Source organism: Candidatus Woesebacteria bacterium, from assembly GCA_016700095.1.
GTDB lineage: Bacteria > Patescibacteriota > Microgenomatia > UBA8517 > UBA8517.
In genome coordinates this window covers 985,297-1,007,268 of record CP065002.1, presented here as the reverse complement: position 1 = coordinate 1,007,268, position 21,972 = coordinate 985,297, and the positions used below count along the sequence as shown (strand labels likewise).

General features: G+C 37.6%; 25 protein-coding genes. 22 read left to right on the top strand and 3 right to left on the bottom strand.

All coding sequences use genetic code 11. The features are described 5' to 3' along the window. Position 1: 1 nt before the first annotated feature. The 6 genes from IPM62_05015 (at position 2) to IPM62_04990 (ending at position 4,077) form a co-directional block, all read left to right on the top strand. Positions 2-859 (top strand): ROK family protein, encoded by an 858-nt coding sequence (locus IPM62_05015; protein ID QQS38716.1) that lies wholly within the window; start codon positions 2-4, stop codon positions 857-859. A gap of 397 nt (positions 860-1,256) precedes the next feature. Then, entirely contained in the window at positions 1,257-1,934 is a 678-nt protein-coding gene (locus IPM62_05010) for a LytR C-terminal domain-containing protein (GenBank protein QQS38715.1), read from the top strand. Positions 1,935-1,977: 43 nt separating this feature from the next. Continuing rightward, positions 1,978-2,517, top strand: a complete 540-nt coding sequence (locus tag IPM62_05005; protein ID QQS38714.1) for an FKBP-type peptidyl-prolyl cis-trans isomerase — start codon at positions 1,978-1,980, stop codon at positions 2,515-2,517. Between the two features lie 37 nt (positions 2,518-2,554). Continuing rightward, a complete protein-coding gene (locus IPM62_05000; protein ID QQS38713.1) occupies positions 2,555-3,235 on the top strand; it encodes a hypothetical protein in 681 nt (226 codons plus the stop codon). Next, complete coding sequence (locus tag IPM62_04995; GenBank protein ID QQS38712.1) at positions 3,236-3,502, top strand: hypothetical protein; 267 nt, start codon at positions 3,236-3,238, stop codon at positions 3,500-3,502. It begins immediately after the preceding gene. 53 nt (positions 3,503-3,555) lie between these two features. Further along, complete coding sequence (locus tag IPM62_04990) at positions 3,556-4,077, top strand: hypothetical protein (protein QQS38711.1); 522 nt, start codon at positions 3,556-3,558, stop codon at positions 4,075-4,077. On the opposite strand, the gene IPM62_04985 is transcribed toward IPM62_04990, so the two are convergent. Continuing rightward, positions 4,078-4,230, bottom strand: a complete 153-nt coding sequence (locus IPM62_04985) for a hypothetical protein (GenBank protein ID QQS38710.1) — start codon at positions 4,228-4,230, stop codon at positions 4,078-4,080. 106 nt (positions 4,231-4,336) lie between these two features. Here IPM62_04985 and prfB point away from each other — a divergent pair, with 106 nt between their 5' ends. The 16 genes from prfB (at position 4,337) to IPM62_04905 (ending at position 18,437) form a co-directional block, all read left to right on the top strand. Further along, on the top strand, positions 4,337-5,413 hold the full coding sequence (prfB, locus tag IPM62_04980; protein QQS38709.1) for a peptide chain release factor 2: 1,077 nt from the start codon (positions 4,337-4,339) through the stop codon (positions 5,411-5,413). Between the two features lie 50 nt (positions 5,414-5,463). Continuing rightward, positions 5,464-5,985 carry a hypothetical protein gene (locus tag IPM62_04975; GenBank protein QQS38708.1) on the top strand — a complete coding sequence of 174 codons (522 nt, stop codon included), beginning with the start codon at positions 5,464-5,466 and terminating at the stop codon, positions 5,983-5,985. A 50-nt stretch (positions 5,986-6,035) separates the two neighbouring features. Beyond that, positions 6,036-6,764, top strand: coding sequence for a cell division ATP-binding protein FtsE (ftsE, locus tag IPM62_04970; GenBank protein QQS38707.1), 729 nt, complete (start codon positions 6,036-6,038; stop codon positions 6,762-6,764). After that, positions 6,764-7,684 carry a hypothetical protein gene (locus IPM62_04965; GenBank protein ID QQS38706.1) on the top strand — a complete coding sequence of 307 codons (921 nt, stop codon included), beginning with the start codon at positions 6,764-6,766 and terminating at the stop codon, positions 7,682-7,684. Before ftsE ends, IPM62_04965 begins: the two co-directional genes overlap by 1 nt. Further along, a complete protein-coding gene (locus IPM62_04960) occupies positions 7,681-8,847 on the top strand; it encodes a hypothetical protein (GenBank protein QQS38705.1) in 1,167 nt (388 codons plus the stop codon). The genes IPM62_04965 and IPM62_04960 overlap by 4 nt, the downstream gene beginning before the upstream one ends. Positions 8,848-8,885: 38 nt before the next feature. Then, positions 8,886-9,617: a lamin tail domain-containing protein gene (locus IPM62_04955; protein ID QQS38704.1), complete on the top strand. Its 732-nt coding sequence runs from the start codon at positions 8,886-8,888 to the stop codon at positions 9,615-9,617. After that, positions 9,614-10,132 (top strand): VanZ family protein, encoded by a 519-nt coding sequence (gene vanZ / locus IPM62_04950; protein ID QQS38703.1) that lies wholly within the window; start codon positions 9,614-9,616, stop codon positions 10,130-10,132. Before IPM62_04955 ends, vanZ begins: the two co-directional genes overlap by 4 nt. Further along, positions 10,105-10,503, top strand: a complete 399-nt coding sequence (gene tsaE / locus IPM62_04945; protein QQS38702.1) for a tRNA (adenosine(37)-N6)-threonylcarbamoyltransferase complex ATPase subunit type 1 TsaE — start codon at positions 10,105-10,107, stop codon at positions 10,501-10,503. Before vanZ ends, tsaE begins: the two co-directional genes overlap by 28 nt. Continuing rightward, positions 10,500-10,799, top strand: coding sequence for a hypothetical protein (locus IPM62_04940; GenBank protein ID QQS38701.1), 300 nt, complete (start codon positions 10,500-10,502; stop codon positions 10,797-10,799). Before tsaE ends, IPM62_04940 begins: the two co-directional genes overlap by 4 nt. A gap of 19 nt (positions 10,800-10,818) precedes the next feature. Beyond that, the gene (locus IPM62_04935) at positions 10,819-11,346 is read left to right on the top strand and encodes a hypothetical protein (GenBank protein QQS38700.1); all 528 of its coding nucleotides are present in this window, start codon (positions 10,819-10,821) and stop codon (positions 11,344-11,346) included. A 120-nt stretch (positions 11,347-11,466) separates the two neighbouring features. After that, complete coding sequence (locus IPM62_04930) at positions 11,467-12,306, top strand: hypothetical protein (GenBank protein ID QQS38699.1); 840 nt, start codon at positions 11,467-11,469, stop codon at positions 12,304-12,306. Positions 12,307-12,317: 11 nt separating this feature from the next. Then, positions 12,318-12,497, top strand: a complete 180-nt coding sequence (locus IPM62_04925; protein ID QQS38698.1) for a DUF2292 domain-containing protein — start codon at positions 12,318-12,320, stop codon at positions 12,495-12,497. 396 nt (positions 12,498-12,893) lie between these two features. Beyond that, the gene (locus IPM62_04920) at positions 12,894-14,201 is read left to right on the top strand and encodes a hypothetical protein (GenBank protein QQS38697.1); all 1,308 of its coding nucleotides are present in this window, start codon (positions 12,894-12,896) and stop codon (positions 14,199-14,201) included. A 90-nt stretch (positions 14,202-14,291) separates the two neighbouring features. Further along, positions 14,292-16,505, top strand: a complete 2,214-nt coding sequence (locus tag IPM62_04915; GenBank protein ID QQS38696.1) for a hypothetical protein — start codon at positions 14,292-14,294, stop codon at positions 16,503-16,505. A gap of 37 nt (positions 16,506-16,542) precedes the next feature. Further along, the gene (locus tag IPM62_04910; protein ID QQS38695.1) at positions 16,543-17,664 is read left to right on the top strand and encodes a hypothetical protein; all 1,122 of its coding nucleotides are present in this window, start codon (positions 16,543-16,545) and stop codon (positions 17,662-17,664) included. A 131-nt stretch (positions 17,665-17,795) separates the two neighbouring features. Next, a complete protein-coding gene (locus IPM62_04905) occupies positions 17,796-18,437 on the top strand; it encodes a sortase (GenBank protein QQS38694.1) in 642 nt (213 codons plus the stop codon). Between the two features lie 130 nt (positions 18,438-18,567). Here the strand turns inward: IPM62_04905 and IPM62_04900 are convergent, their stop codons facing one another. Beyond that, positions 18,568-20,133 (bottom strand): glycosyltransferase family 39 protein, encoded by a 1,566-nt coding sequence (locus tag IPM62_04900; GenBank protein ID QQS38693.1) that lies wholly within the window; start codon positions 20,131-20,133, stop codon positions 18,568-18,570. A 2-nt stretch (positions 20,134-20,135) separates the two neighbouring features. Further along, positions 20,136-21,878, bottom strand: coding sequence for a glycosyltransferase (locus IPM62_04895; protein ID QQS38692.1), 1,743 nt, complete (start codon positions 21,876-21,878; stop codon positions 20,136-20,138). Positions 21,879-21,972 lie beyond the last annotated feature (94 nt).

The following is a 21,972-nucleotide window of genomic DNA, read 5'->3' as shown; positions in this document are numbered from 1 at the left end:
TATGTATATTGTTTTTGATATCGGTGGTACAAAAATGCGTGTTGCAAAATCAGACGATTGTATCGCTTTTGATGAGCCGATAATTGTCGATACTCCGGAAAATTTCGAAGAAGGTATGCGCGTCTTTGCGGATGCGATAAATGGTTGTAAGAGTGAAGACACGATTAAATTGGCGGCAGGAGGGATTGCTGGAGCATTTGATAAAAGTAGGATAAATTTATTAACATCACCTCATTTGAGCGGGTGGGCGGGTAAACCGATACATGAAACTCTGACGCAGATAGTAGGTTCCAGAGTGTATTTTCAAAACGATACGACAATGGTTGCGTTGGGTGAAGCTCATGCTGGAGCAGGGAGGGGATATGAAATTGTTGCTTATATCACTATCAGTACCGGAGTTGGCGGAGCAAGAATTGTAAATGGAAAAATCGATGAAAGCACGTATAACTTCGAGCCAGGGCATCAGATAATTGATGCCGATGCGACACTTTGTCCGGACTGTGGTTGTAACTCAAGTGTCGACGGATCCGGCTCTTGGGAGAGTTTAATATCGGGGACCGCGGTTCAACAGCGATTTGGTAAATCTCCCAAAGAAATCACGGATCAAAAAATTTGGGACGAAATTGCACGACTCACCGCTTATGGACTAAACAACACTATCGTTCATTGGACTCCTGATATCGTTGTGTTGGGTGGAGGAATGATGAAAACTCCAGGCATTTCAGTTGACAAAGTTAAAGAAGAACTTAAAAACATACTAAAAATTTATCCTGAGCATCCGATTATCGTGAAAGCACAATTGGGCGATTTTGGTGGCCTTCATGGGTCACTTGCCTATCTAAGACAAATTGTAAAATAACCATAAATCTATTTTTCGAACTCCGTGCATTACAGCAAGAAAAGAAGGTACTAAAAAACTCACTGAAATTTTTATATAACAAAATACACGTTGGAACGGTTATGGCAAGTTTGCCTTATTAATCGGTACACATATACCTAACGTCTCAAAGATTGTGTTATACATCGCAAGTTCGTGAGTATGAAGACAATACTCTCTTATTCGTCGAGGAGGTATTTTTTGTGTCTGCCATGTCTGAGAGATTGACTATCGCTAACCCAATCTACTAAGTAATAATGGATTGAAAAAATAAATAATACTGATATTATGGATAGATCGGTTAACTCATATTTACTTATTTTGTTCGTATTACTAGAGTTGACAGGTATATAGTATTTTAACTATACTCGTTTTACAAATGGAAGAAGGATCAAACATCAGCCAGGAAAGAGAAGATCAGCAAGTTGTAAGATCTGAACAGGATTCCAGTAGTGGCAATCCTAATAAAGTGCGTGATCGGGGAAGTAAAAAAAGGGGTAAAAGTATAATATTTATTCTTATCATTATAATTATTGTTGCAGGACTCGCAGGTGGTGCTTGGTACTTGCTTCGAGAACCTGAAATTGACACCCAATCTAGTCCATCACAAAATTTGACGATGCCGGAAACCAGAACACCTACATCGACTCCCGTTCCCACAGTTGCTCCGAAGGAGGACGTTGACCGCAAAGATGTACAAGTTCAGATTCTCAACGGTACCGGAATAGCGGGTGAAGCCGGTTTGCTGCAGGGCAAATTTGAAGCTTTGGGTTATACTTCCATCGATGTTGATAATGCCGAAGATCAGGACAATGAAGATACGTCAATAACTTTTTCAAAAGAATTACCGGATACCCTCGTCGACGAAATTACCGAAGAATTGGAAAAAGTATTTATTACAGTTAAGACTAAAAAAGCAACTAGTACTACGGAATATGATGTCGTAGTGATAACTGGCTTAAGAGAAGGTCAAACCGGAAAAACAGACGAAACTCCAACCAAAACCGTAACCGCTACTCCTACGGTAAAAATAACAGCATCACCGACCCCGAATTAATAAATTGGTTGACATATCTTGTATATCTGGAAGAATAAATATAATGGAAGAAAATTTGAATGAAACACAAGAGAGTGTGCAAAAAGAAGAGCGTTCTTTAGGTTTTGACGTTAGGCGAATAGCGACTTTTGGATTGGCTCTAATTCTAATAGCAGTAGCAATATTTGTATTTAGCGGGAAAGACACACCGCCGGCAAATACACTTGACGAAGTTGAAAAAACAGTAGATCAATCGGAAGGAGGTGGAGATATGAAAAATACAGATGAATTAATAATCGAAGATAGCGTGGTCGGAGAGGGAGAAGAAGCTGTGTCAGGCAAAGAAGTCACCGTCCATTATACCGGTACTCTTACAAACGGCGAAAAATTCGACAGCTCTCTTGACCGAGGTCAACCATTTACATTTACTTTGGGTGTGGGACAAGTGATTGAAGGTTGGGATGAAGGAGTAAAGGGCATGAAAGTTGGTGGTAAAAGAAAACTTACTATACCAGGTAGTATGGCCTATGGACCAAGTGGAACTCAGGGTATTCCCCCCAACGCAACACTTGTTTTTGACGTGGAATTGTTGGACGTGGAATAGCTTGACAATTTCACCTTCAGACTATTAAATTAATGCAATGCGTCGATTGGTTTTGTGTATATTTTCTTTGTTTCTTTTTGTTTTGGTTGTGCCTCCTATTTATTTGGTTACTGAAGTTGGTGCAACGGATGTGGTTAGTACCGACGTTGCCAAATTGCGCACAGAAGCGAAGGTGAAACGCCAAGAAGAGCTTGAAAAACTTAAATTGGAGAGGGAGGAAAATAAATTGCGTTTACAAGCTGCTAGAGAAGCAGTAAAAGAAAGTAATAAGACAAAAAGAGAAGAATTTAAAAATAAACTTCAAGAAATTAAAGTGGAGAGAAAAAAACTTACACTTGAAATTATTGCCGATAAACTGGATAAGATAAACGACCGTTGGGTAAATCATTGGACTTTGGTTTTAGATCGGCTCGACCAATTGGCGTCAAAGATGTCAAGCAGAGCTGACAGGCTCGAAGAAGAGGGAAAAGATGTAAATGCAGTAAGAGTTGCGGTTAGTGATGCACATTCAAAAATTCTTGCAGCCAGGAAAGCAATTGAGACGCAAGCTGCAAACGAATATGTGATCGAGTTATCCGACGAAGCCGAGATAAAAACAAACGTGCAAATAGTGACTGACAAACTAAGGCAAGATCTCGAGAAAGTAAAGATGGCAGTCGTTGAGGCACGAGAAGCGTGTCGGATAGCGATTGATGCATTAAAAGTCATAGAAGATTAAATGAATAAACAAACACGGGGATTTATAAGTCTTATTCTAGTAATTATCGTGATGCTTATCATAGTCGCTCTTGGATTCTATGCTTACCAAACTATGGGAACAAACAAATTAGCTACACAAACGACAAATGATATTATAGTCTCAGATAGTCTCTCGCAGACAGACGACGTCGCCACGATACAAAAAGAGTTTGATGAAACCAACCTTAACTTGGAATCGCTTGATGCGGAACTTAACCAGCTTGATAGTGAGGCGGATTCACTTTGATTCTTCAGGATGTCGGTTTATATCCAGCACGCTACGTGTGATATGATTTAGTCATGAAAGACTTGGAATCTACAGTTGTTTCGACTCTTCCCTCAACACCCAAATTGCCTGATAGTCAGACGTTTTTACGGACACCATTTGATTTGAATATTGGTGATACCAAACTTCAACCTGAATATTGGCAGGCGATTGTAATTCTTGGACTTGTTTTCGTTCTCGTTATTTCTGCCGCAAGATATAGACACCTTTATGTGAAATGGAATATGAAGAGTTATCTTCCTTCTGTAGCCTTTGGTTTTATCTTGGCAATAATTCTTGAGGGATTTATGATTCTCGGAGGTAGAACTTTGTTTACGGAAATATTAGGTTGGGACAACGCTCCCAAACCAATAAGTACAGCACTAGATGAAGGTAGAAATAAATTAGTAAAAGTGTTGGGTACACAAGCAAATGAAATTCCTGATTCTGTTGCTAGTGAACTTCCGACTTCTCAGTCTGTAATTGAAGACTTCAATTTATTAACCGATGACGAGGCAAATGAGGTTAAAACGAATATCTGTTCACCGGAAAATTAGTTATACAGCTTCTGAAACTGACTTATCATTCTGTCCTGAAAAAATAATCACGAAAGCCAAAATAAATGCAAGCCCAAGTAAAAATATATTTACATTAAGTCTTGCCTTATTTAAATTACTCAATACTTTTTTATGTTTTTTTACTTTAGTCATATTTGTATTATACATTTACATTCATTATCTTCTATTGGCTAGTCTAGTAAGACATTTATGGTTATTTAAATAATATTTCAAATCCTATATTTGCTATACTTCAAGCATGCAGGACACCGATGAGGCAATTAAAGATTTAGCGAGTGACTTTGACAAGGTCAAAGCTTCACTTGATCTTGATAAAAAGAAAGCTCGTATAGTGGAGCTGGAGTCAATGTGTGCCGAAAGTAATTTTTGGAACGACCAGGAACGAGCACGAAATTTAATGCAGGAACTCTCAGACTTACAAAAAGAAATAGAAGAAGTAAATAGACTTGAAAAAGAAATTACAACCCTGACAGGATTGGCGGGAGAATCTGAGTTAGCGGAAGACCTCAAAAACGAAGTTGTCAAAACAAGAAGGCTTTTAAATAAACTAGAAATGGCTTCATTTCTATCAGGACATTATGACAAGAACAACGCTATATTTGGAATTCATGCAGGACAGGGTGGGACTGAGGCGATGGATTGGGCAAATATGCTTTATCGGATGTATACAAGGTTTTTCGACAAAAGAGGTTGGAATTACGAAGTTCTGGATATGACCTCAGGTGAAGAAGCAGGACTGAAAGCAGTGACTATGAAAGTAAGTGGGAGTTTCGCTTATGGTTATTTGAGAAATGAAGCAGGAACACACAGGCTGGTTCGACAATCGCCATTTAATGCCGACAAATTACGTCAAACCTCATTTGCGCTAGTTGAAGTTATGCCCGAACTAACGGAAACGGATGCATCAGATATTGAAATTAAAGATGACGAAATCGAATGGCAATTCTATCGTTCGGGGGGAGCAGGAGGTCAAAACGTAAACAAGGTCAATACCGCAGTAAGACTTACTCATAAACCGACCGGTATAACCGTTACGTCGCAAGCGGAGCGTTATCAAGAAAAGAACCGGAAAAATGCGCTTGATCATTTACGTTCTAAGTTGTGGCTACTAAAACAACAGCAGGAAAAAAGTGAAGCTAAAAATATTAAGGGAGAATATCGACCTGCGTCCTGGGGAACACAAATTAGATCTTATGTATTACATCCTTATAAAATGGTAAAAGATGTGCGGACAAAAGTGGAAAGCTCGGATCCCGATTCGGTTCTAGACGGGGAACTTGAAGAATTTATTGAAGCTGAACTTAGGCTTAAATAATTATTCTTTTCACTTGTTTCTTTTGGGTTTACAATGTTATAGTGAATGTTATGGAAGAAGTGAGTCAGTTGGGCAAAGATGTGGGTATCTCATCACAAAGTGTTGTTGATCCCAAGTCTCAGACAGTAGTTGAAAAAAAGGTTATGAAAGAATTTCCTAAAAATAAAACAGGCAAGCAAACGATGATGCTTGTCGTTGGTGCTCTTGTAATAATACTTGCGGGAGTTGGGACAGGGTGGATTTTAAGTAACGCAAAAACAACCGGTGGACCCGGTGTCGTTGCCGATGTTGCACCTGGTGCGAAAGACAATGAAGATGAAGCGGGAATCATGGACGAAAGTGGCTTCGAGAAAGAAGCACCTGAGGGTATTCTTAAAGAAGGTGGAATTAACGGTGAGGGAACACATTATCTGGATAGAGGCCTTGGAGAAGAAAAGAACGTCTATTTGACATCGACCGTATTGGATCTTCAAAGTTTTGTGGGTAAAAATGTCAAGATTTGGGGAAACACCGTTGCCGCTATCGACGCTCCTTGGTTGATGGATGTCGGGAAAATAAAAGTAGTTAAATAAAACCATTGTCCTAACTGATATAATTTGGTAACCTTAAGCCAGAAACTGCCATGCTTGAAATCAAAAATGTCACTAAACGATTCGGGAGTACATTAGCTTTGGATGATGTTTCTTTCATCATCGAAGAAGGTGAATTTGTTTTTTTGACCGGACCGTCAGGTTCGGGAAAGACCACGCTCCTGCGATTGATTATGCGTGATTTGATTCCCGACATGGGTGAAATTCTTCTGGCAAAGGAAAATATTATTAATATTAAAAGTAAAAATATTCCCAAACTCCGACAAAAAATGGGTGTTGTGTTTCAGGATTTCAAACTTCTCCAGGAGCGTACAGCGAGAGAAAATGTCGAAGTTGCGTTGGCTGTTATTGGATTAGACCAAAAGGAATGGAAAGAGAGAGTTGACCACGTCTTATCTTTGGTTGGACTAAAAGACAGATCGGAATTTTTCCCATCTCAACTATCGGGTGGTGAACTGCAACGCATTTCTCTCGCGCGTGCACTTGTAGTTAATCCCAAAATTATTTTAGCCGATGAACCAACGGGGAATTTGGATTGGGAAACTGCACAGAAACTTATGGATTTATTTGAGAATATAAACAAAGAAGGTAAAACTATTGTTATGGCAACGCACCATAAGGGGTTGATAGATAGTATGAAAAAACGAGTTATTGTTTTGGAAAAGCCAACAAACAAGATACCCGCCAAAGAAACTAAAGACAAAAAACCAAAGAACAGCGAAACCAAGAAAAATAAAAAGAACTCAAAGGAGAAAAAGTAATGTCACATATATTTTTCAAAACAACTTGGAGCTATATTCGCAGATCGCCATTTCAGGCTCTTGCTGCAATTTTTGTGTTGGCGAATACATTTTTTGTAGTTACAGTACTTGCAATTAGTGTTTACTCTTCGGAGAAAGCGATTAGTTACTACGAAACAAGACCGCAAGTGATTGCATTCCTGAAAGACGAAGCTCCATTCGAAGAAGTGACCCTTCTTCAGGATACCCTCTTGAGGGATGTAAATGTTAAAAATGTTAAATACGTTTCGAAAGAAGAAGCGCTTGGAATTTATAAGGAAGCAACAAGCGACAATCCACTGTTATCGGAATTGGTTAGCCCATCTATATTTCCCGCCAGTATAGAATTTTCGGTTGCAGATTTGTCGTACCTTGGGGATATTATCGCAAAAGTTGAAACAGAGGCAATTGTCGAAGAGGTTGGCTATTCGGCAAGTTTACCCGGTGGTCAATCAATTTCCGACGTTGTGGATAATCTGAAAAATATAACAAATTATATCAGGTTGGGAGGTGGAGTTTTTGTGTCAATTCAGCTAATTTCATCTTTCTTAGTCTTGATCGTGATTATTATGATGCGGCTTTCTGTTCGGAAAACAGAAATTGAAATTCTAAATTTGATTGGTGCGACCAAAGGATTTATACGCAATCCGATAATTTTAGAGGCACTGTTTTATGCAATAATCGGTGTTTTAACAGGTTGGATAACCGCATTGCTAATTGTTCTTTACGCAACTCCGTCAATTATTCGCTACTTTGGCGAGATACCTGTTCTTCCTCGCGATACCATATCTTTGATGAGCGTTTTTGGTGTAATTTTAGCCGGTGAGCTGATAATTGGTATCACGCTAGCGTTAACAGGAAGTGTATTTGCAGTATCTCGAGCGAGCCGCAAAAGAAGATGATTTCAATACATGATATCTCCAAACGAAAACTGCCGATAACAAAAAGTATCATTGCGGTTTTATTCTTCTTTCTAATAATTATTTTTACCGGTAATAATGTATTTGCCCAGGAAGTTCAAGATAAGTTAAACCAGCTCAATAAACAAATTGAGGATTACCAGACGGAAGTATTACGATTAAATGCCGAAGCCAATACGCTCTCAAATCAAATTGCCCAGTATAATGCACAGATTAATTTAACGACACTAAAGATTTCTCAAACCGAGGAAAAGATTTCACTTCTTGGTGGTAGAATTGATCAATTAGAAGCCTCGCTTGATTCTTTAAGCAGCGCATTTACATCCCGGGTAAATCAGTCCTATAAACTTAGTAGGATAAGTGATCCTTATATCGTCCTTTTATCTTCAAATAGTTTGTCGGGCGCGGTTTCAAATTTTTATTATCTTGAAAAAATCCAAGAAGCCGATCGCAACCTTTTAATTAAACTGGAAGATGCCCAATCAAACTACAAAGAGGAAAAGGTTGATCAAGAAGACTTACATGTGGAGCTTGAAAATCAAAAGTCGGTGCTTGGCACACAAAAGACAGCAAAAGCAAAATTACTCGATATTACAAGAAATGACGAGAAAAAATACCAAAGCCTTTTGGTCCAAGCACGAGCGGAAAGGGATGCAATCCAAGACATTATAGCCGGTAAAGGAAAAGAGACCGAGGTAGGCGATATAAAAGAAGGCAGCCGAATAGCAAGTGTGATTCCCGGTGCATCGGCATGTTCCAGTGGTGCCCATCTACATTTTGAAGTTGTCAAAAGTAACACCCATCAAAATCCAACTTCTTTTTTGACTCCAAAATCTGTGATTTGGGATAACTCACCCGATGGCCAGTTCGGTTTTTCGGGAAATTGGCAATGGCCGATAAATGACCCCGTTAGAATTACGCAAGGTTATGGTATGACTTATTATGCAGTAAACCTGAGATATTACGGAGGTGCGCCTCATACCGGAATAGATATGATTAACGCCAACAATGATATGACAGTTAAGGCTGTGAAAGATGGTAAGCTCTTTCGTGGTGCTATCGCGTGTGGCGGAGGAACACTGCGTTATGTAAGAGTTTCACAAAGTGAAGGAATTGACACTTATTATCTACACGTCAATTATTGAACTTTTAACTTGCTTACTACTTGGGTAAACTACATATAGTGTACCGAATAACAATTCTTGCATGTATAGTATTTTTTATATTTCCTGCGACAGCCAATGCGCAGGTGTTTCTAAATGAGCTTTTTCCAAATCCCAGCGGCGACTCGTCCGAGGGATCTGAATTTATTGAAATATACAATAATTCGGATAAAGAAGTGGATATTACGAATTACATAATTGAAGAGACAAAAACATATACCATAAAAGACAAAAAAATACCCGCATATGGATTTGTTTGTTTTTTAAGATCGGAAACAGGGTTAGCTCTAAATAATAATGGTGATAAAGTAACACTTAAGGATTCCGGAGCCAATATAGTCGACTCATTTGAATTTAAAGAAACACTCGAAGATAAATCATGGGCGCGTTATCCTGACGGAACAGGCACGTTTTCAAACGATGTTACACCAACCCGGTGTGAACGAAATACTCCCGGTCCAAGTGCGACTTTGGTGCCAACAAGTGCCTTGAGTCCAACAGACTCGCTAAAAATAACTGAAACCGAAGAAATCGTACCGACTAGTGGTGTTTTGGTTGAGGATGATATGCCCGACTATTCGAATGATATTGCGATTAATCAAAATGTGATAGATAAATCAAGTAATGTAACAAGAGCAAGTACTGATCAAAGTGAACCCGGAAAGTCTGATTATCGATATATAATTACAATTTCTTTTGGTTTAGTATTAATAGTGTTTTCCGGATATTTGCTTTACAAAAAGTCAACATGACAAAAATATTTTCTCGTAACTTTTTATTTTCTCTTTTCGTAATACCACGCGATTTGTCGCGTGGAGAAAGAATTGTCTCAACGCCGAAGACGGAAAAGACGCCACGGTCGTTGGTTTGTGAAATGGTGTTAAAACTTGGTTACGCGTGGACTCCGGTTGTACTTTGGGCTTTGTGTATTTTTTATCTGTCGGGAAAATCCATGGGTACATCCGATCTCCCACTTCCCGATTATGTATTCCATAGTGCTGAGTATTTTATTTTCGCAACCTTGCTTTTTCGGGCACTAAAGCTCATGCAAGTTAATAATATTGTGCTTTGGGTTTTTACACTATCTTTGATGTATGCGATTTCTGATGAATATCATCAGTCGTTTGTCCCAGGTAGATATTCGGATTACCTAGATGTAATTTCTGATACAATTGGTGTAATATTGGCCTTGATTAATCTATGGATATTATTACCGAAAATGCCCAGCAAACTAAAGAAGTGGGCCAAAAAATTGGATCTGATTTAGATAGAGGCCAAATTATTGCATTGACGGGAGAATTGGGTTCAGGTAAAACAACTTTTGTTCAGGGATTGGCATTGGGTTTAGGTATTGATAAAACGCTTATTTCGCCAACTTTTATTCTGATGCGTCAATATAGAATTCACAGAAATGGATTGGATAAGCTTTATCACATTGATCTCTATCGACTTGACAATAATATAACAAGTGAGATTGTCAATCTGGGTTTTAGTGAGATTGTTGAAGCGGGTGATAATGTAATTGTTGTTGAATGGGCGGACAAGACAAAAGATATATTCACCAAAAATACTACCTGGTTTGAATTTTCTTATATCGATGAAAGTAAACGAAGAATAATCTCTTATCGAGTAAAATGAAGTTATATATTGACACCTCTGACAATAGAAAAATCGTAGTTGGCTTGGATCAGGATTTATACGAAACTGCAACAACAGATAAATCGCAAAAGTTACTTTACGTAATTAATGAAATGCTTTTGAAGAAAAATGTTTCAATCAAAGAAATCTCATATATTGAAGTAAACATGGGACCTGGATCATTTACAGGATTACGGGTTGGAGTTACGGTTGCAAGTGCTATTGGATGGGTGTTGGGAGTTCCTGTTAACGGAAAAGATATGAGGAAAGGTGAAATAATTGATATTACCTACTAAAGTTGATATATTTCAACATATGAAGAACGTTTCGATAATTGTAGCCTTTGGAATTTTGCTTTTCGGAATATACTTTAATCAAATAAACAAACCCACAATTGAATTCAAGAGTGATACTTTATCAGCCGAAGACGAAAAAGAAGTTGAAAAGACAAATGAGAAGAGTGTAACTCCGCTACCAACAACTGAAGTCAACCCGACACAGGGAGAAATAATTCAAATTACGAAAGCTCCGTCACCTTCAGTCGGTGCTATTAAAAGCGATAATTATTTGACAATCTTTATATATCCCAATTCCAAAGTCGTTAACGAAAGTGAAGTTATGTTAACTCTGGAAAGTACAGATAGTCCTAATACAATAACCGAGTGGTATAAAAGTATGATTAAAAACCGGAATATGTCAATAAATTCATTTGTCGTAACCAGTAATAATGATAATATTTCAAATAAGCTTGTTGGTGTAAGTGGTACTACTAAAATAGAAGTGGACATTAATAAAAATGCATCAGCAAGTACTACGACTATTAGTGTTAGAAATGATAGTTAACAAAACACTTTATTTCATTAAATTAGTCATACTTGATGCTTGACAACAAGTACCTGCTTCGCTAACATACCATCAATAATCTGAATCTGCCCCGAAAGGGGCTTTTTGTATTTTATAACCATGAAGACAATCGAAGTAACTTTACCAACAATTAAAGATTTAGAACTCCAGGAGAAAATGACCAAGGTGTCAAATATAACTTTAAGTGTGCTAAGAACACTAACACAAAATACAAAAACATTTACCTCAAAAGCATTCAGTCAATTAAAGAGTATTTCAGTCGTCTCGTTCAAGGCATTAAAAAGAATATCTTTTAGGAAAAATAGAAATTTAGGTGAAAATATATCACCCGTTTCGAGTCAAGGGGAATACAACGAAAATTATAATCAAACAAAAAAAGCAAAGCTTAGATTTCCCAAAGTTAGTAAAAAGAGTATTAAAAGAATCGCTTTACTAATATGTGCATTAATTGTTTTAGGAGGATTAGGCAGTTTGGTGGTAAATAAGACTTCGACTGATAGTCGAATAGAAATAGAAGGAGCCAAGTCAGCTCAGGAATTAAACAAGGAATTTTCCTTTCCATTGCGTACGGCAGACAATGAAGTCGTAAGTGATTTTAAATATGAAATACTCACTGTTGAAAAAAGAGATGAGATAGTTGTCCGTGGACAAAAAGCTACCGCGGTAAAGGGTAGAACATTTTTAGTTTTAAATATTAAAATTACCAACGTATATACTGAACCAATTGATATTGACACAATCGACTATGTGAGATTGGCTGTTAATGGCAATGAAGAAGAACAGATGGCAGCGGATATTCACAACGACTCGGTTTCGGTTCAACCTATTTCGACAAAGTACACAAGGATAGGTTTTCCGATTAACGACACCGATACAGATTTAACTCTTCGCATTGGTGAAATTAATGGCGAGAAAGAGTCAATAAAACTTGATCTCTAATACCAACAATAATGACTGTGGATTACTCAACAAAAAAGGTGTCGAAATCTTTGCTTTCAGAAATCAAAACAGCACTTGAAAAGGCTGGAGGTTTTGGTAGCGTCGAGATATATATACAAAATAATATTGTGACGCAAATCACAACTAGAAATATCAGAAAAACAAGTAAAATATCCGGTAAGTCTTTATAAAATACGGGATAATTATAAGGAATTATAATATTACTTATAATAAATGGAATAAAAGTATTGACAAACGCACGAAATGGTGTTTATATAAGTACAGTAATAAAATACAAAGCTGTATTGTACGACTAAGAAAAGGCTGCCCTAGTATAAAAATATCTTATAAGTAATATAAAAATACGTATAAGAGCTTTATACTATATTCAATAAGAAAATAACTATAAACGAGAGTTGACCGCAAACGGAGGCTCTCCAACCCAAGTTAGACTTGGATTGGGGCGCCTCCGTTTTCTGTTGAAGAGAAGGCTTTTCGCCTTAGGGCTTTTTGACAGGAAATGGACGTAAGGTGAAGTGCCCTCGCCGTTGGCGGGGTCCATAAAAGAAAGGGGGTGATAACTAAATATGACAAAACTACAAAAGAAAGTCGCATCATTAACTGCAGCAGCAGCAATGTTTGCGCAACTTGCAACTCCAGCATTGGCAGGCACCACAACCCTAGAAATTACGGGTAACGGAGCAGATACCTGGAATAATGTTCAGTACAATAGTGGAAGCACTACTACTGTTACACAAGATAATAATGCAAACGTTAATAATAACGTGCAAGTATCATCAAACACAGGTGGCAATAATGCCAATCAAAATACTGGAGGAGACGTTTACACTCAAACTGGAAATTCAACCGTGGTTACAACAGTCAAAAACAACCTCAACAGCAATGCTGCGGATGTAGAAGATTGTAATTGTGATCAAGATACAGAAGTTGTTGTTTCCGGAAATGGATATGATTCAAACAACGTTGTAAAACTTAATGACAAAAGCGAAACAGGTGTTTATCAAAACAACAACGCTAATGTCAATAATAGAGTAAATGTTGATTCAAAAACTGGTAGAAATGATGCAAATCAAAATACCGGTGGAGATGTTTACACAATGACAGGTAGCTCAACAGTTGGCGTAGGTATCCTAAATGAGGGTAATTCAAACGTAGCACGTGTTGGTGGAGGTAATGGTTTAGGTTCAGTTTTGAGTGCAAGAATCGTTGATAACGGTGCTGACACTTGGAACAAAATTGAATTGAACATGGGTAAAAATACCGAATTAGTTCAAGACAATTCAGCCAGAATCAATAACTTCGTTACAGTAGATTCCGAAACTGGTAAAAATGATGCAAATCAAAATACCGGTGGAAACGTGGGTATCCAAACAGGAGATTCTGATGTTTACGCAACAGTTGACAATTCAGTTAACTTTAATTACGCAGACGTCGATTGTGACTGCATTCAAGATGTTCACGCAAAAATCGCTGGAAACGGCTATGATGCCAACAGTGTATTGAAAGCTAATTTAGGTAACGATCTTGGTGTTTGGCAAGATAATACTTGTGGAGGCTATATGCCTCGCGTTTATCCTGGTAAACTCAATATGTTGGGACAATTCCATATGCCACAATTTGGTGGAGGATGCGATACCAATATGTACCTAGATGGTGACACAGGTCACAATGATACCAATCAGAACACAGGTGATGCTTATGGTGATCCTGGAGTAATGACTGGTGATTCATGGGTTGATAGTGCTGTATATAATGACAGCAATTCAAATATCTTTGGCGCAACTCCTGACCAATCATTTGATTGGCCAACAACAGGTTTAAGCTTTAATTTTTCATTCAGCTTAGCTGATTTAATGGCTTACCTTGGAGCATAGCTAACCTAAGGGAAGCAGGGTGCATCTGCTGGCACTTCGGCGGATAACCCTGCAACCGAAAGGAAATTTTTATAACAAATTAACATAATAATGAAAACAAAATATAGGATTAGACAAATAATAATTACGCTATTTACAGCGGTATTTTTACTAACAAATACCGCGAGTGTCTATGCTTTGGAGGCACCAACACCGCCAACCGCACCGGCAGCACCTGGTACACCGACGGCACCAACACCGCCCGCTTCTCCTTTGGTTCCAACGCCACCGAGTAATCCGAGTCCGGCACAGGTAAGTATTACTCCGTCGCCCACGGGTTCTCCAGCGTCGCATGGTCATGATACGAATAATGATAATACTCAAAATCAACAGGAGGAAACGAATGGTGGAACAAATAATTCCGAAAGTTACGTCTCACCTACACCAACACCAACGAACACACAGAATCAAAGTGAGGGTGAAAGTAATATCCAGACAGGCGATGCAACAAATGATACGACAGTCATCACAACAGGAAATAATAACATAGCTACGTTAGGTGGCGGTTCTGCGGGTGGTGCATATGTTGCAAATACAGGCAACGGAAGTGGTTCTACCAACAACGGATCGGCAACGATAGCAAATGATAATGTGACCAATCAAAATAATTCTGCCGCTGTGGCAAACAACGTGGATCAGGAAACGATCACCGGGCAGAATTCGTCAAGTTTCAATACAGGAGATAATTCATTTATTCAAACAGGTAATGCAAATACGACTGGTACAATTATAACCTCGGTTAATACCAATGTTGATGGCGTAGCTGTTTCGGAATTCAACATCGCCGATGATCACGTAGGTGACATTATTTTAGATTTTGGAAGTAATTGTATACAAGGATGTGACGGTCAATCTAGTGTGACAAATACAGCAAATGGTGCCAACTCAACTAACGAAGCCAATCTTACTGATCTTGACAACGATATAACATTTCAAAATAATGACGCAACGGTTGAAAATAGTCTAACTCTTCTTGCTGATTCGGGTAATAACAGCACATCGTACAACACCGGCGGGGATAATTTAATTGATACGGGTGATGCAAATGTAGCTGCCAACGTATTGACTTTCGCTAATAACAATATTGCGGGAGATATAATTTATGGTGTAGTAAATATATTCGGTAATTTGATTGGAGATATTATTATGCCGGATGGTTTTTCACTGGATTGTTGTGGTTTGGGTACGAGTGTGGCCAATAGTGAAAATGGTACGGGTAGTACCAATCTCGCTAATGCAACAACTGCGACAACCGATAGTACCTACCAGTTTAATAATGCAGACATCGAGAACAATCTAATCTTCGATGCCCAAACAGGTGATAATAGTTTAGCGCAAAACACAAATGGTGATAATTATTTATCAACAGGTAATTCAAATGTGGATGCTCAGGTTCTCAATGTAGCAAATACCAATATTGATAGTGGAAATTGGTGGTTGGTAATTATTAATGAGGCGGGAAATTGGATCGGCAAGATTATGGGAGCACCGGATGGATCTAACCTTGCAGGGTCTGATGGATTCGAATTTCAGATTGGTGAAAACGGTGAAGTCAATGTAAGTAACGCAGATAACGGTAGTGGTTCGACAAACACAGCAAATGTAAATCAATCTTCCAATAGTACGACCGTTCAAGATAATGATGCCAAGATTGTAAATAACGTTAATTTAACTGCCAATACGGGTGGAAATACGGCTAATGCCAACACAGGAGGAACTAGTGGAATATTAACGGGTGATGCAAATATAATTGCCAATATTGTAAATTTTGTAAACAATAATATTGTCGGCGAAGGTAAATTGGTTGTCACGGTTGTAAATGTCTTTGGAAGTTGGCTTGGGGATTTTGTAACTCCCGGTAATTCTAAAACAGAGTCTACGGCTGAAATATATAATCAAAATACTGCAATTGGTGGAGCAAATGTTGACACCGGGTTTAATACTTCCGACAATGACGATATTACCGATGAGGTTAGTAGTCAAAATGACCAGGGAGGCGGCAGTGTAGCAGTAGCTTCTTTAGTCTATAAAACTACCGGTAAATCCGAAAAACTTAACAAACAAGTTGCCGGAGTGGCAATAACGTCTACTCCAGACAATGAAAGTATTGCAATGGTAGGAAGCGAATCGATAACAAGCGGGCAAGCTGAAACGGCGGAAGGTATTTACAATATTAATCTTGCTTGGTTAATCTTTACTTTGCCCGCACTTGCCATAATCGCATTTGTTAAAAAAAGCAAACTAATTGTCGTAAAGACTAGATAAATTTCTTCTGCCAAAAATTTCTTCTGCCAAACGGTTAATGAAAAACATTATTACATTAATTCTCGCCATGTTGATATTGATATCGTATCCGGTTCGCCTGGTTACGGCTCTTGATATCACCATTACCGGCAATGGTTCGGATACTAACAATGAAGTAAATATTCAAGTTGAAAATAATCAGAATGTTGTTCAAACAAACACTGCAAATATCGATAATAATATTCACATAGATTCAAACACGGGCGGAAATACCGCTAGTGAAAATGGTGGAGAAGTTGAAATTGTCACCGGGGATACTTCGCAAACTGTCGTAGTCGAAAACAATACAAACACTTCTCTTGTGGATACCGGTGATTGCTGTCAAAACGAAACAGAAATTACCATAGTGGGCAACGGAAATGGTTCTACTAATACTACTTCGGTTTTCCAAGAACTAAATACACAGGTAGTGGTAAATCAAAATACGACTATTAAAAATACTATATATGGAAATGTAAATACGGGTAACAATGTAGCAAATCAAAATAACGGCAATGTAAATATTTCCACCGGTAGTATAACTGTAGCGGGCGGTATTAATAATGGCCCAATAAATATTCACGATGTCAAAGTTAATTCAGATAAAAGTACAAGTACTAACATGGTAATTAACGAGAATGGAGTAAACTCATTCAATTCGTTAAATTACACCAATACCGCAAACGATACAACTTATATATTTAACACTGCAAATATATTAAATAATGTTTTATGGGATCTCAATACCGGTAACAATCACGCGAATGGTAACAGTGGAGACGTGAGTATTCTAACCGGGGATATTGACTTTAATTTCTATATTGATAACGGTCCTATTAATTTTGGCTCGATTACTATTGATGATTGTTGTATCATCGACGATCCGGAAGACCCGGACGATCCGGATGATTTTAGCGACCCCGTTGACCCCGGAGATCCTATTGGTGGCAGTACGAATAATACCCATGCAGTTCAGGCGGCAGTTTATTCTGTAGCTATTGATGCTATTGAAATCTTAGGGCTTTCCGATACATCAAGTAATTTAGTTAATCCATATATCTATTGGATGGGAGTTATCTTTGTCGGACTTGGATTAAAAACTGTCGGTAGCTCTGTTAATAAAAAATACAAATATCGCTAAACTAAAAGTAAACACCTCAGTTTCCTTATGTCAACTTGAATACACCAGATTGCTTAATTACCCGGCACGATAAACATTCATAAATAATATTTTGCAAATATTACTAATATCCTCTAAAATCACGCTAGAAAATGAATTCAATCAATAAAATCAAAAGAACAACACTTCAGATACATGTTGAGAAAGTAATTGCAGGATGTGTGATTCTATTAATCGGAAGCTTGCTAATATTCTGGAACAATATATTTATTACTCAACCGGATAATTATGCATACAACGACGAACCGATATCGATGGAAGGATTTCGAGAGACGGATAATGATAGTGAGACACCTACTCGGATAATAATACCAAGTGTAAATATTGATTTAGAAGTTAAAACGGCAGAAGTGATAAATGGATATTGGGAGGTATTTGATGATAAAGCGGGTTGGGGAAAAGGATCAGGCATACCGGGAAAAGCAGGGAATCAAGTTATATTTGCACACGCCAGAGAGGGTCTTTTTGAACCACTCAAGAAAGTAAAAGTGAAAGATAGTGTATATGTGTTAAGTGTGTCTGACATAAGGGAAAATGGTGTAGATAATAATTATATCTCAAGCGAAGTGTCTACTAAAGCATGGCATGCATACGAAATCACTAGTATTACAGAAGTCTTTCCCAATGAAACTCAAGTGATAAAACCGACCGAGGATGAGACGCTGACACTGTATACTTGCTCCGGTTACAAGGACAGCAAAAGACTAATTGTAGTTGCGAAACCCAAAAAATAGTTGTATTTGTTTAAATAATTAGATGGTATTTCGTTCTCAGTAATATCATCGATATGCTAGAGCGGGATAACAAGTATATTTTTCACAAGTGATAAATGATGCAGCATGTTATTCAATCAAATGAATTAAGCTAAGGTTTGGAAAAATATGAAAACCAGTCGTTATTTTCACTCAGGACCAGTATGTTAGTATCATCTTTCGGTTGCCAAACAAGCGTTGTTATGGTGTGTACACCGCTAAGCTTGTAATCGTCGAAAGCTACTACTTCATAATATTCATTAATAACAGGTTTAATTTCGCGGTTAATTTCACTGGTAAAATAATCATTTAATATTATGTAGTCGAATGCTTTTTCACTGATAGCCATCTTCATTGCGTCTACGCCAAATTTGCCTTTGTATTCTAAATGCCAAGTGGAAGGCCACGCGGATGGATCTTCAAAACCTTCAAACATATGAAATTTATAAATGGCTGCAGCTTCGGCAAATATTTTATCATCATTTTTCCTATGCTCTCTCAAGTATTCTAATGTTGCAGTACTGCTTGGCCATGATCTTTGGAATTGCCAGTGTTTGGCAAAACTTAACCATGTGTTGGTGATAATAAGAATAAATAAAGTTGTCCAAATCAGTTGATAAGAATTATTAATAAAAGTAAAACTATTGGAAACTTGAGTTAATTTGGTATAAATTTTGTTTAATATCCACCCTGTTAATGGCACCCAATAGAATAAAGTAAAAACGAGATGTTTTGGAAAAGATCTAATATTCATCGAAGATAGGTGATATAAGATTGGAGCGAGTCCTCCGATAAACAATACTATAACTAACCATTTTTTCTCCCCCTTAACTTTAAGCAAAGCATATACTAGGGAAGTGGTTGCTCCAATGATTATGAAGTTAGTTGATTGTATTAGCGTTGTAAATATGGTTAGTAAGTTTGAAGGCTCAGAAAAGAAATCGCCTTCAAAAAAATTAATTACTTGTGAGTAGTTGACAAATACATACCAACCCACTAGTGCTGTAAATGGAAGAGACCAACACAAAATATATACAGTAAGTTTGGGAATATGTTTTATAAACTCTGTTGTATTTTTTACAGTCGGAATAATAGCTAAAATAATTGTGGGTACAAATAAAATTGCTACATACTTGCTAAGAACAGCAAGTGTCATAAAGAAGGATGATAAGATAAGTAGTAAAAACTTACGTTTACCAATGTGATATCTGGAGGTAATTACGCAATAAAATGAAATCGACATGCACATAAGACTAGGTGTGTCGTAAGTTCCAAGTTGTCCCAAGTTTAGAGAAAGTGAAGAAAATAAAAAAAAGATAAGCGCCGCAAGAGAACTATATTTTCCGCCAAGCAGTCGAGCTAATTTAGCGGACAAAACACCCGCAGTTAATACGCATAATGCTGAGAACATTCTTATTCCTTCCAGTCCATAATACCGATTAATAAACCCGCTAATAACTGGATAGAGATAAGATCCACCCATCCATGAAATTGCATTCTCCCAGTATATTTTTCTAAGTACCTCTTCACCGATAGTTGCATATATTGCTTCGTCGACAAATGCCGTATTAAACTGCATATCTTTAATCAAATAAAGCAAGAATACGGATATTAAGCTTAGGTAAGCAATCTTAAGTTTAGTGATGCGAAATTTTACTTTGTTAAATGACAGTTCCATGGTTACTTGTTACTATTTGAGTGATAATCAGTACTTTTCGTGTAAGGTACATGGTGAGTGTTGTCTGGTGTGTTGAATCCGTGACTACGATTAATCAATGGAGTAGATCCAAATATGTTTTTCAGCTTGTCAAAATTTGGAAACCAATTAGGCAAACCACCAATTGTTATAGCCTCGATACTTATGTCGGGTATCCAATTCCACATCGACACTCGAATAATTTGTAGATAAAAAGAAGCCAGATAAAAACCCCAAAAAAGCGCAGCCCAATCAAAACCGGAATACAAGGGAGTGCCCAATATATTTTTTAGAAGAGCGACTACAATTAATACAAGTAACACTAATTGCGGCAACACCATATGTAAATAGTTACCAACTTTATTTATTTTTCTGGTTACTTGGTAAGTAGGTTTTTTCTTGGGACCGTACAACAAAGCTTGTAATGATGTGATAATAAAAACGGGGGCAAGACCAACCCAAAACTGTCTAATTCTTCTAAACGGAATTGTGTCTGCTAACAATAAAAAATATATCTCCATGGTTATAAATGAAGGAAAGATAAATAAAGCGTGTGTTAAGGCACTGGAGGTAGTTGGCCAAACACGAAAATATAAACTCGCTGAGACTGTAAGTACAAATGCGATACCTGCATATCCGTTTAGATAAAATAACGGTGTTTCAATAAAATGAAGTTTTTGCCTCAAAGTTAACCCTTTTTTGAATAATGGATTATCCCAAAAGAATAGCCTCATGTTGTCAAGTGCCCAAGTACTTCTTTGTTTAATAAAATTAGGTAAATCTTCCGGTGCGATGCCTTTAGACAATGCTTCGTAATGGTAGGAAGATTTCCAGCCCGCGGCAAGTAAGTTATATGAGGTAGTAAGATCCTCAACTAAATTCCATGTAGCAAAGCCACCAATTGAGCGAAGGGCGCTAATCTTCCACACTACTCCTGACCCACAAGCAAACATTGCATTATCGGCATTTCTACTTGCTGCCGTACGACAGTACCACATCAGATCATGGTTGCCGAAAGGATCGTGTTTATTGACATCTGCTTGTTTAATTGTTTGAACATATGCAATTTTGGGATCGTTGAAATATCCCATCGTGGCTTTTAGTAAGTCGCAATATGCTATTTCGTCAGCATCCTGTGTTAATACATGATCAATCCATGGATATTCTTTAGCCAAGAAATCTAGCGTAGCATTGAGATTTCCCGCCTTTGCATTATTTTGTTGATTGGAAAATAGTAGATGTATATTTTTTCTTTGATGTTTAGCGGATTTTGTTGAAATATTAGCGTGATCACTGCAAACAGTATTGACCATATCTATAAGCTTTTGGGTATAGGCAGTTTCTTTGAAATTGCCGTTATATCCCTTACTAACAATGATTACCAAGTCCTTGTCGTATGATATATGTAGTAAAGATTTGAGAGTACGTTGTATGATGTCGATAGGCTCTTCGTAAACAGGTACGACGATTGCTACACATGGTAAATTGGTTGGCAGTGTGGGTCTAACGGTTTCATATTTTGCTTTCCAGTTGTTTATAACGGACAACGTCACAAGCATAGCTGTATACGCTTGAGCAAAAAAGAAAGGCAAACTTAGCCACCAATCCTGGTAGTTAAGATGACCATTAAGCCAAAAAAGATATACAACGGTTGTAACAATATAAAGTATTCCCGCAACACGATATCTCCGGGAATTGTTGATATATTTCAAATAATTATTAGCCATATGAATTTGCATGAAAAACTTGACGCACTTTGTGGTACAAAATATATTCCTAAAACAAACGCTTAAAATACTACAGGATATTATAACACATTTC

What these genes read in the sequence shown, in the direction of transcription:
- IPM62_04930 (QQS38699.1), top strand. Translation starts at nt 11,467, where the DNA reads ATGAAGACAATCGAAGTAACTTTACCAACAATTAAAGATTTAGAACTC.
- IPM62_05010 (QQS38715.1), top strand. Translation starts at nt 1,257, where the DNA reads ATGGAAGAAGGATCAAACATCAGCCAGGAAAGAGAAGATCAGCAAGTT.
- vanZ (QQS38703.1), top strand. Translation starts at nt 9,614, where the DNA reads ATGACAAAAATATTTTCTCGTAACTTTTTATTTTCTCTTTTCGTAATA.
- IPM62_04990 (QQS38711.1), top strand. Translation starts at nt 3,556, where the DNA reads ATGAAAGACTTGGAATCTACAGTTGTTTCGACTCTTCCCTCAACACCC.
- IPM62_05005 (QQS38714.1), top strand. Translation starts at nt 1,978, where the DNA reads ATGGAAGAAAATTTGAATGAAACACAAGAGAGTGTGCAAAAAGAAGAG.
- IPM62_04905 (QQS38694.1), top strand. Translation starts at nt 17,796, where the DNA reads ATGAATTCAATCAATAAAATCAAAAGAACAACACTTCAGATACATGTT.
- IPM62_04940 (QQS38701.1), top strand. Translation starts at nt 10,500, where the DNA reads ATGAAGTTATATATTGACACCTCTGACAATAGAAAAATCGTAGTTGGC.
- IPM62_04910 (QQS38695.1), top strand. Translation starts at nt 16,543, where the DNA reads ATGAAAAACATTATTACATTAATTCTCGCCATGTTGATATTGATATCG.
- IPM62_04915 (QQS38696.1), top strand. Translation starts at nt 14,292, where the DNA reads ATGAAAACAAAATATAGGATTAGACAAATAATAATTACGCTATTTACA.
- IPM62_04920 (QQS38697.1), top strand. Translation starts at nt 12,894, where the DNA reads ATGACAAAACTACAAAAGAAAGTCGCATCATTAACTGCAGCAGCAGCA.
- IPM62_04965 (QQS38706.1), top strand. Translation starts at nt 6,764, where the DNA reads ATGTCACATATATTTTTCAAAACAACTTGGAGCTATATTCGCAGATCG.
- IPM62_04900 (QQS38693.1), bottom strand. Translation starts at nt 20,133, where the DNA reads ATGGAACTGTCATTTAACAAAGTAAAATTTCGCATCACTAAACTTAAG.
- prfB (QQS38709.1), top strand. Translation starts at nt 4,337, where the DNA reads ATGCAGGACACCGATGAGGCAATTAAAGATTTAGCGAGTGACTTTGAC.
- IPM62_04895 (QQS38692.1), bottom strand. Translation starts at nt 21,878, where the DNA reads ATGGCTAATAATTATTTGAAATATATCAACAATTCCCGGAGATATCGT.
- IPM62_04960 (QQS38705.1), top strand. Translation starts at nt 7,681, where the DNA reads ATGATTTCAATACATGATATCTCCAAACGAAAACTGCCGATAACAAAA.
- IPM62_04925 (QQS38698.1), top strand. Translation starts at nt 12,318, where the DNA reads ATGACTGTGGATTACTCAACAAAAAAGGTGTCGAAATCTTTGCTTTCA.
- IPM62_04935 (QQS38700.1), top strand. Translation starts at nt 10,819, where the DNA reads ATGAAGAACGTTTCGATAATTGTAGCCTTTGGAATTTTGCTTTTCGGA.
- IPM62_04995 (QQS38712.1), top strand. Translation starts at nt 3,236, where the DNA reads ATGAATAAACAAACACGGGGATTTATAAGTCTTATTCTAGTAATTATC.
- ftsE (QQS38707.1), top strand. Translation starts at nt 6,036, where the DNA reads ATGCTTGAAATCAAAAATGTCACTAAACGATTCGGGAGTACATTAGCT.
- IPM62_05000 (QQS38713.1), top strand. Translation starts at nt 2,555, where the DNA reads ATGCGTCGATTGGTTTTGTGTATATTTTCTTTGTTTCTTTTTGTTTTG.
- IPM62_05015 (QQS38716.1), top strand. Translation starts at nt 2, where the DNA reads ATGTATATTGTTTTTGATATCGGTGGTACAAAAATGCGTGTTGCAAAA.
- IPM62_04985 (QQS38710.1), bottom strand. Translation starts at nt 4,230, where the DNA reads ATGACTAAAGTAAAAAAACATAAAAAAGTATTGAGTAATTTAAATAAG.
- IPM62_04975 (QQS38708.1), top strand. Translation starts at nt 5,464, where the DNA reads ATGGAAGAAGTGAGTCAGTTGGGCAAAGATGTGGGTATCTCATCACAA.